The sequence below is a fragment of the Micromonospora sp. NPDC050795 genome (assembly GCF_044456785.1).
In the GTDB taxonomy this organism is placed as follows: Bacteria; Actinomycetota; Actinomycetes; order Mycobacteriales; family Micromonosporaceae; genus Micromonospora.
This window is the reverse complement of sequence record NZ_JBITGE010000029.1, coordinates 1-14,260: the sequence shown is the minus strand read 5'-3', so window position 1 is coordinate 14,260 and position 14,260 is coordinate 1. Positions and strand designations below refer to the sequence as shown.

At 71.8% G+C, this 14,260-nt stretch carries 10 protein-coding genes; 3 read left to right on the top strand and 7 right to left on the bottom strand.

All coding sequences use genetic code 11. From position 1 onward, the window contains the following. Positions 1–35 precede the first annotated feature (35 nt). The 5 genes from ACIBEF_RS23635 to ACIBEF_RS23615 form a co-directional block, all read right to left on the bottom strand. On the bottom strand, positions 36–845 hold the full coding sequence (locus tag ACIBEF_RS23635) for a metal-dependent hydrolase (RefSeq protein WP_396795336.1): 810 nt from the start codon (positions 843–845) through the stop codon (positions 36–38). A 103-nt stretch (positions 846–948) separates the two neighbouring features. Continuing rightward, positions 949–2,574, bottom strand: a complete 1,626-nt coding sequence (locus ACIBEF_RS23630; RefSeq protein WP_396795335.1) for a serine/threonine-protein kinase — start codon at positions 2,572–2,574, stop codon at positions 949–951. Positions 2,575–2,693: 119 nt separating this feature from the next. Further along, positions 2,694–4,430 (bottom strand): protein kinase, encoded by a 1,737-nt coding sequence (locus ACIBEF_RS23625; protein ID WP_396795334.1) that lies wholly within the window; start codon positions 4,428–4,430, stop codon positions 2,694–2,696. Between the two features lie 83 nt (positions 4,431–4,513). Then, positions 4,514–5,848 carry a glycosyltransferase family 4 protein gene (locus ACIBEF_RS23620; RefSeq protein WP_396795333.1) on the bottom strand — a complete coding sequence of 445 codons (1,335 nt, stop codon included), beginning with the start codon at positions 5,846–5,848 and terminating at the stop codon, positions 4,514–4,516. Positions 5,849–5,984: 136 nt separating this feature from the next. Continuing rightward, the gene (locus ACIBEF_RS23615; protein ID WP_396795332.1) at positions 5,985–7,928 is read right to left on the bottom strand and encodes an amylo-alpha-1,6-glucosidase; all 1,944 of its coding nucleotides are present in this window, start codon (positions 7,926–7,928) and stop codon (positions 5,985–5,987) included. A gap of 42 nt (positions 7,929–7,970) precedes the next feature. On the opposite strand from ACIBEF_RS23615, the gene ACIBEF_RS23610 reads away from it, so the two are divergent. Continuing rightward, positions 7,971–10,676 (top strand): MGH1-like glycoside hydrolase domain-containing protein, encoded by a 2,706-nt coding sequence (locus ACIBEF_RS23610; protein WP_396795331.1) that lies wholly within the window; start codon positions 7,971–7,973, stop codon positions 10,674–10,676. Between the two features lie 148 nt (positions 10,677–10,824). Here the strand turns inward: ACIBEF_RS23610 and ACIBEF_RS23605 are convergent, their stop codons facing one another. After that, a complete protein-coding gene (locus tag ACIBEF_RS23605) occupies positions 10,825–11,844 on the bottom strand; it encodes an FAD-dependent oxidoreductase (RefSeq protein ID WP_396795330.1) in 1,020 nt (339 codons plus the stop codon). 99 nt (positions 11,845–11,943) lie between these two features. On the opposite strand from ACIBEF_RS23605, the gene ACIBEF_RS23600 reads away from it, so the two are divergent. Further along, a complete protein-coding gene (locus ACIBEF_RS23600; protein ID WP_396795329.1) occupies positions 11,944–12,543 on the top strand; it encodes a TetR/AcrR family transcriptional regulator in 600 nt (199 codons plus the stop codon). Between the two features lie 115 nt (positions 12,544–12,658). Here the strand turns inward: ACIBEF_RS23600 and ACIBEF_RS23595 are convergent, their stop codons facing one another. Beyond that, the gene (locus ACIBEF_RS23595) at positions 12,659–13,042 is read right to left on the bottom strand and encodes a DoxX family protein (protein WP_396795328.1); all 384 of its coding nucleotides are present in this window, start codon (positions 13,040–13,042) and stop codon (positions 12,659–12,661) included. A gap of 179 nt (positions 13,043–13,221) precedes the next feature. On the opposite strand from ACIBEF_RS23595, the gene ACIBEF_RS23590 reads away from it, so the two are divergent. Continuing rightward, on the top strand, positions 13,222–14,115 hold the full coding sequence (locus tag ACIBEF_RS23590; RefSeq protein WP_396795327.1) for an RNA polymerase sigma-70 factor: 894 nt from the start codon (positions 13,222–13,224) through the stop codon (positions 14,113–14,115). Positions 14,116–14,260 lie beyond the last annotated feature (145 nt).

Below are 14,260 nucleotides of genomic sequence, written 5' to 3'. Positions count from 1 at the left end.
CGCCGACGCCGACGCCGACACCGACGCCGGATCGGTCATATTTCGATGTCGAATCGGCTCAGCACCGAGGGCGCGATCAGGCCGACGGTGGCGAGCGCGGAGATGACGGTCAGTGCGATGCGCATTCCGACCACTTCGGCCTTGCTGCCGACGCGCAGGGCGATGCTGTTCGGCAGGCCGATCATCATCCACATGCGCCGCTTGATGGGGATCGGCCAGAGGATCGGCACGCCGGCTCTGGTGATCATGTCGCCGAGGATGTGCACGAAGCAGCCCACGCCGAGCGCGGTGCCGATCAGTGGATAGCCGCGTCCGCCGGGCAGGTTGGCGAAGGTGAACCAGGCGGCCCCGGCCGACGCGAGAGTGATGATCACCCAGCCGGCCCGTTCGGCCCACTCGTCGAACAGCCCGCGCAGCGCCAGGCCGAACATGAAGAACAGGATGGTGATGACAGCCCACTTGCCGTACGCGGCGCAGAGGGCGGTGGTGCCCCAGCCGACCAGCACGGTGAACGGCAGCGTGTGGGTGAGCGTCCGGTGCCCGTTGTTGCGGCGTGGGTCCTTGCTGAGCTTCGTGGCGTAGTAGACGCCGAGGGAGATCTTTTCCATCACCTCGGCGGCGAAGAGCGAGAAGACTCCGAAGGTACGGGCCACGGTGGCCCCACCCTGGTTCTTGGTCACCTTGCCCGACATGTCGAGGTCGGGAAAGAGCGCGCCGCCGGCGCACACCGCGGTGCCCACCGCCAACGCGAGCGGCGACTGGTGGTAGTCGGCGAACTGCTCCAGTGCCCAGGAGCCAGCCAGCCACACCGCCGCGCCGGACAGCGCGTGTTGCGGTCCCATCATCTCGGCTCACCCTCCCCAGGGATCTTGAGCGCCCAAAACTACGCCACTGTAGTAAGCGTCGGCGTCGCAGGGGCATCACCCTGAACGTCCACATCGGACCGAGTTACGGGGTGGGGGTGAAGCTCTGCCGGATCATCGGCAAGTATGCCGCGTTGACCTGCCAGTCGAACTCTTCTGTCAACCACGAGACGGTGTAGGAGCGGTCGGCCGAGGTGTTGGCGAGCAAGCGGAAGCTGTGCACCGGAACGCCGAGGGCGTTCTGCCAGCCGCACTCCCACACCGCGCCGCCCTCGAAGATGTCCATCGCGGAGATGTCCACCTTGCGATAGTCCGGCAAAGCGGCGTTGGCGGTCAGCCGATCCTCCTCGGCCTCCCAGTGGGCCACCGGATCGGGGCGGGCCGGCCCAGCCTCGACGCTGAGCACCCGGGTTCCGTTGGATCTCCGGAAGCAGGTCACCGAGCCCTCGGTCCAGCGCGCCCACCCCACCGGCGCGGCGATCCGGAACCCGCTCGGGTCGTCGTACCAGGTCCAGCCCTCGCGTAGCCCGTACTTCACGCCGGGTGGCGGTGACACCGCCACGACCGGGGTCGCCGACGGTGGCGGGGGAGACGCGCAGGCGAACGCGGCCGGTCGGGAGGTCGGCGCGCCACCGCCCGAGCCGGACGGAGGGGTCTGGTCGTCGTGCCGGTTGACCAGCGCGAGCGTGACGCCTCCCGCGACGAGCACAGCGGCAGCCGCACCACCCAGGGCGATCAGGCGCCGTCGCCGGCCAGGTCGGCGCCGCGGGCTCGGAGTCGGTGTGGCCGGCTCGCCCGACGGGGCGACCGGTTCGACCGGTTGGGGCGTCCTGGTGCGTCCGGCGTCACGGACCGCCGCGACCGCCGTGGAGCGGGTCGACGCGGCGGGCTCGTCGTGGCTCGCCTCGGCGGTGCGCAGCAGCGGCTCCGCCTCGGCGGCGGTCAACCGCCGCCAGGGGTCGCGCTGCAACAGGCCGATCAGGACGGGACGCAACGGGCCGGCCCGACGCATCGGGTCCGGTGGTTCGGTGGCCAGCGCGCTGAGCGTCGCCATCGCGCTCGACCGCGCGTACGGTGACTGCCCTTCGACCGTGGCGTAGAGCGTCGCCCCGAGTGACCACAGGTCGGTGCGCGCGTCGGACACCCCTTCGCGGGCCCGTTCGGGGGCGACGAACTGCGGCGAGCCGAGCACGGTGCCGGGCCCGGTCATCACACCGTCACCGCCGTCGAAGGTGGCCAGCCCGAAGTCGGTGAGCACCACCCGCCCGTCGTCGGCGACCAGCACGTTGTGCGGCTTCACGTCGCGGTGCAGCACCCCGGCGGCGTGGGCGGCGCGCAACGCGGCGAGCACCGCCAGCCCGATCCGGGCGGTGCGCTGCGGGCTCAGCGGCCCCTCGGCGCTGATGATCTGCTGCACCGATCGCGACGGCACGTATTCCATCACGATCCAGGGGCTCTCCCGGTCGTGCACCACGTCGTAGAGGCGGACCACGTTGGGATGGTTGAGGCGAGCGGCGGTGCGTGCCTCGCGCAGGGTCCGTAGCCGCAACTCCTCGCGTTCGGTCTCGGCCAGCCAGGACGGCGGCACGACCTCCTTCACTGCTACGTCGCGATGCAACATCTCGTCGCGAGCAAGCCACACTCGGCCCATTCCGCCGGTGCCGACCAGGTCGAGCAGCCGGTACCGACCCGCGATCAGCAACTGATGCACGGTCGCTCCCCCTCGGTCACCCCGGGATCCACGATAGCCACCAATGGCGGCTAATTCATCCACTGAGCGGCCTCGATCCACGACGGACGGTGGTCTCGATCATGGCCATACGGTGCAGGTCAGCGGGGTGGTCGGAAACTCTCTCGCACCTTTTTCCAGTCGGCTGCGGCCTCGGCCCAGTCCTCGTCGTGGGTGATCCAGGCCAGCGTCCAGCGGCCGGCAGCGACAGCCTGTTGCCGGGCGTGCAGCCACAGGTCGCCGAAGGGGGCCTGCCAGCGGAGTTCCCACTCCGCCCCGCCGTCGCTGGCGGCGAGCCGGATCTCGTCGTACCCCGGCAACGCCCCGGCCCCGGCGGCGGCGTCCCGGGCCGCGCGGAGCCGGACCAACGGGTCGGCGCTGTTGCCGGGTGCGACGCTGAAGGCCCGGCCGGTCGCCGGGTCCTGGAAGCAGACCACCCCGTCGTCGCGGGAGTAGTACCAGCTGGCCGGCACGGAGACCCGGAAGCCTGTGGTGTCGGCGTGCCAGACCCAGCCCGGCGGTGGCCGGAACTGTTCGCCGGAGGCCGGGTCGCCGGCCAGCACCGGCGTGCCGGCGACATGCGGGCGGACACACGCGAACGGCGGCGGGGGGACGTCCCGTCCGTTGGGCGGCGGCCCAGGCCGGTCGGGGCCCGGTCCGCCTGGGCCGCCTGGTCCCTCCGGCCTGTTGTCGGGTGGACGGTTCGGTGGCTGCGGGGAGGACGAGGCGACCGTGTCGCCGGGCTCGTCGTCGGCGAAGGTCAGCGCGGTACCGACACCGGCCGCGACGGCCACCAGCAGCGCCACACCGATCAGTGCCAGCCGGCGGGTGGCCGGTCCCCGGGCCGCCCGGTCCGCGCCCGGCGTGGGGGAGGCCCCTCCGGTTGCGGGCGGGGCAGGGGTCGGCTCGTCGGACGGATCGGGCAACGGGATGGTGGGGTCCTGGTCGTCGTCGACGGCTGCGGGGTGGGCGATCAGCCCCGGCACCGGTGCGTCACCAGAGGGCCGGTCGGTCGCCGGCGGCGGGTCGGCGCGGCCGGTCGCGGCCATCGTGAGCAACCGACGGGCCTTGTCGTGGTCGAGGCGCTCGCGCGGGTCGCGGCGCAGCAATCCCTCCAGCACCGGCGCGAGCGCCCCGGCGTGGGGGGCGGGGTCGGGCGGGCCGGCGGCCAGCGCGCTCAGGGTGGCCATCGCGGTGCTGCGGGCGTACGGGGACCGGCCCTCCACGGCGGCGTGCAGGGTCGCCCCGAGCGACCACAGATCGGCGGCAACCGTGGACACCCCCTCGGCGGCCCGCTCGGGGGCCACGTACTGCGGGGAGCCGAAGACCATGCCGGGGCGGGTCATCGCGCCGTCGCCACCGTCGAAGGTGGCCAGCCCGAAGTCGGTGAGCATCACCCGTCCGTCGTGCGCAACGAGCACGTTCTGCGGTTTGATGTCGCGGTGCAGCACTCCGGCGGTGTGCGCGGCCTGGAGCGCGTCGAGCACGGCCAGCCCGATCCGGGCCGCGCGTGCAGGTTCGAGCGGCCCCTCGGCGTCGACGACGTCCTGAAGGGTGCGGGACGGGACGTACTCCATGATGATCCACGGACTGCCGTCGACCGCGACGACGTCGTAGAGCCGGACCACTGCGGGGTGGTTGAGTCGGGCCGCGGCGCGCGCCTCCCGCATGGTGCGGGAGCGCACCTCGTCCCGTTCATGATCGGCCAACCAACTCGGTGGGACGATCTCCTTGACCGCCACCTCGCGGTGCAGCATCTCGTCGCGGGCACGCCACACCCGACCCATGCCCCCGCGACCCACCAGGTCGAGCAGCCGGTACCGACCAGCGATCAGCACCTGTGCACGCTCCTCCTCAGCCGCTGTCCGGGCTACACCCTAACCAGCGGATCGGAAGTCACCTATCGGTCGTCCGACTTGGCTCAGCAGGCGGCGTGGTCGGCGGCAGCGAGCAGGTTCCCTTCCGGGATGGCGATGCGGGTCCGTCCGGCGCTCAGTCGGGCGGCGGCGCGGCGGGCCTGCACGGGGCCGTGTTCGCGGCGGGCGGTGGCGTAGCTGGCGGCGGTGCGGGCCGCGATGGTGGCCCAGCCGTACCGCTCGCCGACCATCGTGCGGGCCCGGCGGGCCAGCCGCCGGGCGAAGACCTCGTCGCCGAGCAGTTGGCCGACCGCGCCGGCGAGGGCGTCCGGGTCGCTGTGCGGGAACGTCACCCCGGTCACGCCGGGTTCGACGATCTCGGCGAGGCCGCCGGTACGGGCCACGGCGAGGGGCGCTCCGGCGGCCGCCGCCTCCAGCGCCACCATGCCGAACGGCTCGTAGAGGCTGGGGACCACCGTCGCGTCGGTGGCGCCGAGCATCGCCGGTAGTTGGGTGGAGTCGAGGAACCCGGTGAACCGGACCGTCGAGCTGAGCGCCAGTCGCCGGGCCTCCGCCTCCAGTTCGGTGCGGTACGGGCCGTCGCCGGCGATCACCACGCGCAGCCCCGGGTGTCGTTCGCGCAGCCGGGGTATGGCGTGCACCAGGTGCTGGACGCCCTTCTCGTAGACCAGCCGGCCGGCGTACCCGACCAACGGGCCGTCCCCGGCGAACCGTGCCCGGGCCGACGCGACCGCTCGGGGGCGGGCCCGCCAGGCCCGGTCGTCGACCCCGTTGGGCACCACGTCGACCTGGCCGGCAGGCACCTCGAACAGCGCGGTCACCTGGTCGCGCATGTAACCCGAGCAGGTGATCACCCGGATGGAGGAGTTGCTCAGCCAGTGTTCGACGCCGTGGATGGTGCGGTTCATCTCCTCGGGCAGCCAACCCTGGTGCCGGCCCGCCTCGGTGGCGTGGATGGTGGTGACCAGGGGGAGGTCCAGGTGCTCGGCGAGGGTGACGGCGGTGTGGGCGACGAGCCAGTCGTGGGCGTGGATGACGTCGTAGGCGCCGGCCTGGGTGGCGCGTAGGGCGGTGCGGGTGAGGGTGTGGTTGAAGGCCATGGTCCAGGCCAGGAGGGAGCTGGTGGCGAGGGGGAAGGTGACGGGGTCTTCGGGGGCGCGCAGGATGCGGACGCCGTCGGCGTATTCCTCCAGGGGTGCGCCTTCGCTGTGGCGGGTCACGACGGTGACTTCGTGGCCGGCGGCGGCGAGGGCGACGGAGAGGGCGTGCACGTGTCGGCCGAGGCCGCCGACGAGCACCGGCGGGTACTCCCAGGAGAGCATCAGCACCCGCAGCTGTCGGGCGGGGTTGATGTCGATCACGTGGGCATCGAGTGACATGCGGCCCCCTTTGAGTTGTCCCCGGGCGCGCGCCGACCGACACCGAATTGATGTCGCCGTCGCGTCTGGATCGAGGCCAATCCTGCCGGGATCGCGATAACCAGCGGCGACACCACCGTTGCGGTCGTGTAAAGCGCTACTGGCTCTTTCGCCGCACCCGCAGCAGCTCGGCCACCGACCATGCCTGGAACGGGCACCCGGTAGCGGTGTGCGGCGCGAGGCCATCTGCCGTCTCGCTAACTGAGCCTAACCCATATTCCATCAAATGAGCCTCAATGCCGACGAAAACGTCATCGACGGACATCTTCCCCCGGCGGGCCGCGTCCACGTACGGGCCGAGCAACCACGGCCACACCGTGCCCTGGTGGTAGCCCCCGTCCCGCTCGGCCGGGCCGCCCCGGTGCCGGCCCACGAACTCCGCGGAATCCGGGGCCAGACTGCGCGGCCCGAGCGGGGTGAGCAGACCGCCCCCGACCCGCCGCACCGTCGCCTCGTCCGGCTCCATCGGCGCGTACGGCAGCGACCACGCCAGCAGCTGGTTGGGACGCAACGCGTCGTCGTCGTGCACCGCGGCGCCACCCAACGGGTACGCCGGCGCGGGCGCGTCCAGCACGTCGTGCAGCCAGCCGGTCGGGGCCGGGAACCGCTCCCGGAACGAGGCGGTGGCCTGCCGGTGGAGTCCCCACAGCTCGTCGGCGTCCTGCCCGGCCAGCTCGGCCAGCTCCGCGAGCCCGGCCAGCCCGTTGATCCACAGCGCGTTGACCTCGACCGGCTTGCCGGTGCGCGGGGTGACCGGCACCCCGTACACCCGGGCATCCATCCAGGTCAGCGCGGTGCCGGCGGCGCCCTGGGTGAGCAGCCCGTCGGCCGGGTCGACCCGGATCCCGTACCGGGTGCCGGCGGTGTGCGCGTCGACCACCGTGCGCAGCGCCGGCAGCAGCTCGTCGCCGAGGTCGGTGTCGCCGGTGACGGTGACGTGCCGGCTCACCGCGTGCAGGAACCACAGCGTGCCGTCGACGGTGTTGTACTCCACCCGACCGGTGTCGGCCGTGTTGGCGAGCATCCCCTCGGACAGCGTCGCCGCGTACGCCCGCAGCAGCTCCCGACCCTCATCGGCGCGACCCGTGCAGAGGAACAACCCCTCGTACGAGATCATCGTGTCCCGCGACCACGCCCCGAACCACGGGTACCCGGCCATCACGTCGACCGCCGCCTGGTCGGTGCGCACCACGAACGCGTCGGCGGCCAGCGCCAGGGTGGCGTCCACGTCGTCGGCCGGCTTTGCCGTCGCCACCACCCGCCGGTTGCGCCGCCGGGCCGTCGCCACGATCTCCGTGCCCGGCGGCGGCTCCTCGTCGAGCCGACCGGCCCAGGCCCGCACCGACACCGTGTCGCCGGGGCGTTCCAGCTCACCGGAGAAGCGGCCCGCGTACCAGAGATCCTCGTCCGCGTTCAGACCACGGTTGGCCTCCTCGCGGTGGTGCACGCCCAGCCACCACTGCCCCTCGGGCGTCCAGCCCGGGCCGGCGAGCCGGTACGCGCCCTCGACCACCGCGCCGTCGGCCACCGCCTCGACCTGCGGGACCGGGCCGTCGGCCCGCCGTTCGCCGTGCGCGTCCCGCCAGGTGCAGGCGGCCGACAGCTCCAGCCGCACGGGACCACCGGCGACCAGTCGGTGCACCACTGCGACGCAGGAGCGGCCGGGCAGCATCGCCAGCTCCCGTTCGATGACCACCGCGCCGATCCGCCACCGCCACCGGGGCAGCCCGTCGACCAGGTCGAAGCGCTCCAACAGCTCGAAGCCGCGCGGGTCCACGTCGCCGGAGGCCCACTCGTGCGCGCCGAGGCGGATCCGCGCGCCGGACGGCAGGGTGACCGCCGGATCGAGACTCACCAGTCCCACCTGACGGGACGCCGGCGTTTCGCCGGGAACCACCAACAGGCCGTGGTAGCGACGTGTCCGCAGCCCGGCGACAGTGCCCATCGCGTAGCCGCCGAGGCCGTCGGGGACCAGCCACTCCCGGCTGGCCGCGCTGGTCAGATCGCCGCAGACCTGCGGGCCGAACCGAATGTCGATCAACTTTCCTCCACCGGCGGCAACGTGTAACACGCCACGACGAGAATGGCCGCTGTGGTCAAGTACCGCGGCGACGTCAAAGATGTGCACGTGATCACTGACCGATCGTCCTCCGACGCCTCGCCACCCGACGCTGAGCGGCTCCGGCTCGCCCAGGCCGACTCGGGGGAGCAGGACTGGCGTGCATGGGGTCCCTATCTGTCCGAGCGGGCGTGGGGGACGGTACGGGAGGACTACAGCGAGCACGGTACGGCCTGGGACTACTTCCCGCATGACCATGCGCGGTCCAGAGCCTACCGGTGGAATGAAGACGGGATGGCCGGCGTCTGCGACGAACGACAGACCTTCGCGTTCGCCCTCGCCCTCTGGAACGGCAAGGACCCGATCCTCAAGGAGCGGATGTTCGGCCTCGGCGGCGACAGCGGCAACCACGGCGAGGACGCCAAGGAGTACTGGTGGTACGAGGACTCCACGCCCACCCACTCCTGGATGCGCTGGCGCTACCACTACCCGCAGGCAGCCTTCCCGTACGACGAACTCGTCGCGGTAAACGCGTTGCGCGGCCGCGACGACACCGAGTACGAGCTGGTCGACACCGGGATCTTCGACGACGACAGGTACTGGGCGGTGACGGTCGACTACGCCAAGGCGTCCCCGACCGACCTCTGCATGGTGGTGACCGTCGCCAACCGGGGCGACCAGGCGGCCACCCTGCACGTCCTGCCCACCCTGTGGTTCCGTAACACCTGGTCCTGGGGTCTGCCCGGCGGCGACCGGATCCCCCGGCTGACCGGTCAGGGCACCCGCCTCGTCGGCGAACACCGGGTGTTCGGCCAACTGCTGCTGGAGGGCGACGGCGGCCCGGTGCCGCTGCTCTGCGACAACGACACCAACGCCGAACGGCTCTGGGGCCTGCCCGGCCGCTCCCCGTACCCGAAGGACGGCATCAACGACCACGTCGTCAACGGCGCGGCCACGGTCAACCCGGCCCGGGAGGGCACCAAGGGCGCGCTGCACTACGTCCTCGACGTGCCGGCCGGCGGGCAGCGCCAGATCCGGCTGCGGCTGACCCGAACCGCGTCGCCGCCGGCCGCCGCGCCGCCGCCCCCGGCCGACCTCAGCGAGGGCTTCGAAGCCGTGGTGTGGGCGCGGCGGGCCGAGGCGAACCGGTTCTTCGCCGGAGTGATCCCGCCGGCCGCCACACCCGACGAGGCGCTGGTCGCCCGGCAGGCGATCGCCGGGCTGATGTGGGGCAAGCAGTTCTACCACTTCGACGTCAAACGGTGGCTCGAAGGCGACCCGGGCTCGACACCGCCGGCCGGGCGTCGGCACGGGCGCAACAGCGCCTGGTGGCACATGACCAGCTTCGACGTCATCTCCATGCCGGACCCGTGGGAATACCCCTGGTACGCGGCCTGGGACCTGGCGTTCCACTGCGTGAGCATCGCCCGGGTCGACCCGGGCTTCGCCAAGGAGCAGATCCTGCTCCTGCTCCGCGAGTGGTACCTGCACCCCAACGGGCAGATCCCGGCGTACGAGTGGGCGTTCGGTGACGTGAACCCGCCGGTGCACGCGTGGGCGGCGCTGAAGGTGTTCGAGATCGACGGCGGCCGGGACTACGAGTTCCTGGCCCGGGTGATGCACAAGCTGCTGCTCAACTTCACCTGGTGGGTCAACCGCAAGGACACCGGCGGCAACAACGTCTTCGAGGGCGGCTTCCTCGGCCTGGACAACGTCGGGCCGTTCGACCGCTCGGCGGCGCTGCCGGTCGCCGGGGTGCTGGAGCAGTCCGACGGCACCGGCTGGATGGGCATGTACGCGCTCAACCTGCTGGACATCGCGATCGTGCTCGCCGAACACGACCGGACCTGGGTGGACACCGCCACCAAGTTCTTCGAGCACTTCGCGTACATCGCCGCCGCCGCGTACGAGCAGGGGTTGTGGGACGACGAGGACGCCTTCTTCTACGACGTGCTGCGCCTCGCCGACGGCACGAAGGTGCCGCTGAAGGTCCGCTCCGTCGTCGGGCTGCTGCCGTTGGCCGCCACCACCCGGCTCACCGCCCGGACCCTGCACCACCTACCGGAGCTGGGCGCCCGGCTGCGCTGGTTCCTCACCAACCGCCCGGAGTACGCGCAGGTGATCGGCACCCGCCGGCTGGGCCCCGACGGCCGGCAGCAGCGGCTGCTGTCCATGGTCGGCCCGGAGCAGGTGGTCCGCCTGCTCGCCCGGATGCTCGACCCGGACGAGTTCCTCTCCGACTTCGGCCTCCGTACGCTGTCCCGCGCGCACCTGGACAAGCCGTTCTCGGTCAACCTCGGCGGGCAGGAGTTCTCCGTCGGCTACGAGCCGGCCGAGTCGACCAGCGGACTGTTCGGGGGCAACTCGAACTGGCGCGGTCCGATCTGGATGCCGACGAACTTCCTGCTGATCAGCGCGTTGCGCGACTACGCGGCGTTCTTCGGCGACGACCTCCAGGTGGAGTACCCGACCCGCTCCGGGGTGAAGCACACACTGGACGAGATCGCCGACGACCTCTCCGCCCGGCTGATCTCGCTCTTCACCCAGGACGACTGGGGTCGACGGCCGATCTACGGTGCCGCTCAGATGTTCCAGACCCACCCGGACTGGCGCAACCTGATCGCCTTCCCCGAGTACTTCCACGGCGACAACGGGGCCGGCCTGGGTGCCTGGCACCAGACCGGCTGGACGGCCCTGGTGGCCGACCTGATCCTCACCCTGCGCCGCTGACCCCCGGGGGTGCCGTGCGCGGATCTTGGCGGGCGGCCGGCGGCGGGCGGCGGGTCGCTCGCGCAGGGCGCTTACGTGTGGGCCATTCACTATCGTGATCGGCCATGGGGGAGTCGGTGCAGCCGGTGGGCGAGTTGCAGGTCCTCGGTCAGTCGCGGGTGCCGACCTCGGGGCGCAGTCCGGCCTCCCACTCGGCGAGTGCTGCCGGAAGGTCGTCGGCGTGCCGTCGCAGGGCGGTGCCGAGGTGGTCGGCGCCGGCGAGGGCGAGGGCCGCGCCGTGTCCGGCGAAGAGCGTCACGCACCAGGCCGCGTCTCCGAGCAGGACGACGCGGCCGGTGCTCCAGCGTGGCATGACCACCTGGCTGACGGCGTCGAAGTAGGCGCTGGCCGGGTCCTGCGCAAGATGGTCGATGGCGTCGGGCACGCCGCCCGCCAGATCTCCGAATGCGGCCCGCAGCGCGTCGACCGGACCTTGTCGCAGGTCGGTGGCGGGCTCCGCGCTGCGATAGGTGAAGAACGCCGACGACCGCTGCGGGCCCAGGTTGATCATCGCCGCGGTGCGGCCGGGACCGATGTGGGTGGTGGCGGATGACTCGGGCACACCGGGCACCGGGTGGGGCAGCGGGAAGGCGGCCACGAGGTATGGGAGGTCCACCCGGAGGTCGGGGCCGAACACGGCGGTACGGGTGGTGGAGTGCACCCCGTCGGCACCCACCAGCAGGTCGGCCTGCTCGGTGGTGCCGTCGCTCAACTCCACGCGTACGTGGTCGGTGTCCTGTTCGACGGACGTGACGGTGGTGCCGAAGCGGATGTCGACCCGGTCCCGCACCGCTTCGAAGAGGCTGGCTTCCAGGTCGCCGCGGAACACCGAGAGGGCCCGCTTGCCGAGTGCGGCCTCGGCGATGGCGGACGGCACTGTGAACTTGGGCCGACCGTCGGCGTGGACCAGCACCGTGGTGAACGGGCCCAGGTCGGCGGCGGAGAGCGAGGGGAGCAGGCCGAGGCGTTCGGCGGCGTCGTAGCCCGGCCCGATCAGGTTCACCAGGTAGCCGCTGCTGCGCCGGGCCGGAGCCCGTTCGGCCACGATGACCTGCCATCCGTCCTGGTGGAGTCGGAGGGCTGTGGCCAGCCCGGCTATCCCCGCACCCACGATCACCGCACGTCGCATCGAGCACCTCGCCGCTAGAATGAGCATCTGCTCAAACCAGTATGAGCGACTGTTCATACCGACGCAAACGGCGGCGGCGGAACCGCCTAGACTTCAGCCATGCCGCGCGGAGTCGCCATCCCAGCGCTCAGACAGCAGCTCTTCGCCGCCGTCGAGCGGTTGGTCGTTGAAGAGGGCCCGAGCCGGCTCACCGGCCGGGCCGTGACGCGCGAGGCCGGCGTCGCGACCGGCCTGCTCTACGCGCACTTCTCGAATTTCGACGACTTCCTGACCGGGTTCGCGGTCGATCGCGTCTTCCACATCACCGGCGAGGTGGCCGGCCTGCCGGAGCGCGCCGGGTCCGGCACCGTCGCCGACAACCTGCGCCAGGCCGTCCTGGCGACCCCGCTGGGCACGCTGACGGCGTTGACCAGGCTGACCGCGTTCCGACCGGAGTTGACGGCGAACGTCGAGGCGGTCCTGGGCAGTGGGATGTCAGGGCTGCGGGGGATCGAACGTGCGGTCGCCGACTACCTGGCCGCCGAGCAGACCCGCGGGCGCGTGCCGGCCGACGCCGACACCGAGGCACTGGCCCTGGCGGTGGTCGGCGTGCTGCACCACGTCGCGTTGACCGGCCCCACCGACCCGGCGGCGGACCACCGGATCCAGCGGGTGATCGGCGCGCTCACCGACGGCTTCCCCGCCGCCGCGCCCTCCTGAGCGCCGCGCCGCCCCGGCAGTCCGTGCCCGGTGCGTCTCCGCAGCCCGGTCAGGGACGTCATCGCGCAAGGCCAGCGAAGCACCGTCGGCCAGCCGGGGCTGGAGCGGGCTCAGGTCAGCCGCTGAAGGGCTCGGGTCCGAGGCGGCCCCAGGCCACGAAGGCGGCGATCGCGAGGTAGACCAGATTCAGCACGATGAACCTCGCCTCGCCGTAGCGCAGGTGGGTGATCATCGCGCCGATCATCAGCAGGACCCAGCAGATGGCGGTCACCGGCACCAGCACCGGTGCGATGTCGAGCACGGCGGGCAGGATGAGGCCGATCGCGGCCAGGAGTTCGAGGACCCCGAGGGTCTTGACGAAGCCCACGCTGGCGTCGCCGGTCCATCCGCCGCCGTTGTGTGCGGCCAACTTCTGCTTGGGTACGAACGTCTTGGTGATGCCGCCGGCCAGGGCGACTGCGGCCAACAGTCCGGCCGCGATCCACAGTGCCAGGTTCATGAGTTTCCCTCCGTAACGAGTCGCACAGGAGACACCGCCGGCCGGTGCGCTGTGACAGCTCGTGACGTGATGGGGAGCACGGAGGCTCGGTGTCACAGACGTCGCACGGCCGGTGTCTGGTGGGCGACGCGGTCGAGCTCGGTGAGACTGGAGGGCGCATGGACGCGGGAGGCGGAATCATGAGCGCGGACGGTCGGGGAGACCGGGCCGTCGACGCGTTCGTCACCTACCGGAACCTGCTCTTCACCGTCGCGTACGAGATGCTCGGCTCGGCCGCGGACGCGGAGGACGTACTCCAGGAGACCTGGCTGCGGTGGGCGGACGCGGATCTCGCGGCGGTGCGCGACCAGCGTGCCTACCTGGTCCGGATCACCACCCGACTGTCGCTCAACCGGCTGCGGGCGGTCGGTCGGCGCAGAGAGTCCTATGTCGGCTCCTGGTTACCGGAACCGCTGCTGACCGCACCCGACGTCGCCGACGACGTCGAACTCGCCGAGAGCGTCTCGATGGCCATGCTGCTGGTGCTGGAGACACTCGGGCCGACCGAGCGGGCGGTGTTCGTCCTCCGCGAGGTCTTCGACCTCGGGTACGACGAGATCGCCGAGGCGGTCGACAAGAGTCCGGCCGCCGTTCGCCAGATCGCGCATCGGGCGCGGGCGCACGTGGCCGCGCGCCGGCCCCGGGGGATGGTCTCGGCGGCGGACACGCGGCGGGCGTTGGACGCGTTCCGGCGGGCCGTCGAGACCGGCGACGTGCAGGGCCTGCTCGACGTCCTCGCGCCGGATGTCGTGCTCCTCGGCGACGGCGGCGGCATCAAGCAGGCCGTGCTGCGGCCTGTCGTCGGGGCCGACAAGGTAGCCCGTCTGCTGTGCAGCACACACGCCAGGACCGCGACCATGTCGCTGCACCCCACCCAGGTCAACGGTCACCCGGCGCTGATTCTGCGGCTCGACGGCGCGGTCGACACGGTCCTTGCGCTGCGGATCGACGACGGTCTGATCAGCGGGGTCTACGCCGTGCGTAACCCGGAGAAGCTGTCACACATGCGGCGGGCGACCACCCTGCGCCGATGAGAGCACCTAGACGAGTAAGTCCTAACGACCCCGGGGTGTGGGCATAGACGAGGGTGTTGAAGATCTGTTTGTGACGACAGACCTCAACACCCTTCTGACCGCACTGTACGTGAAGATCGACGACTGGCTCGGGCGTCCTCGCCGG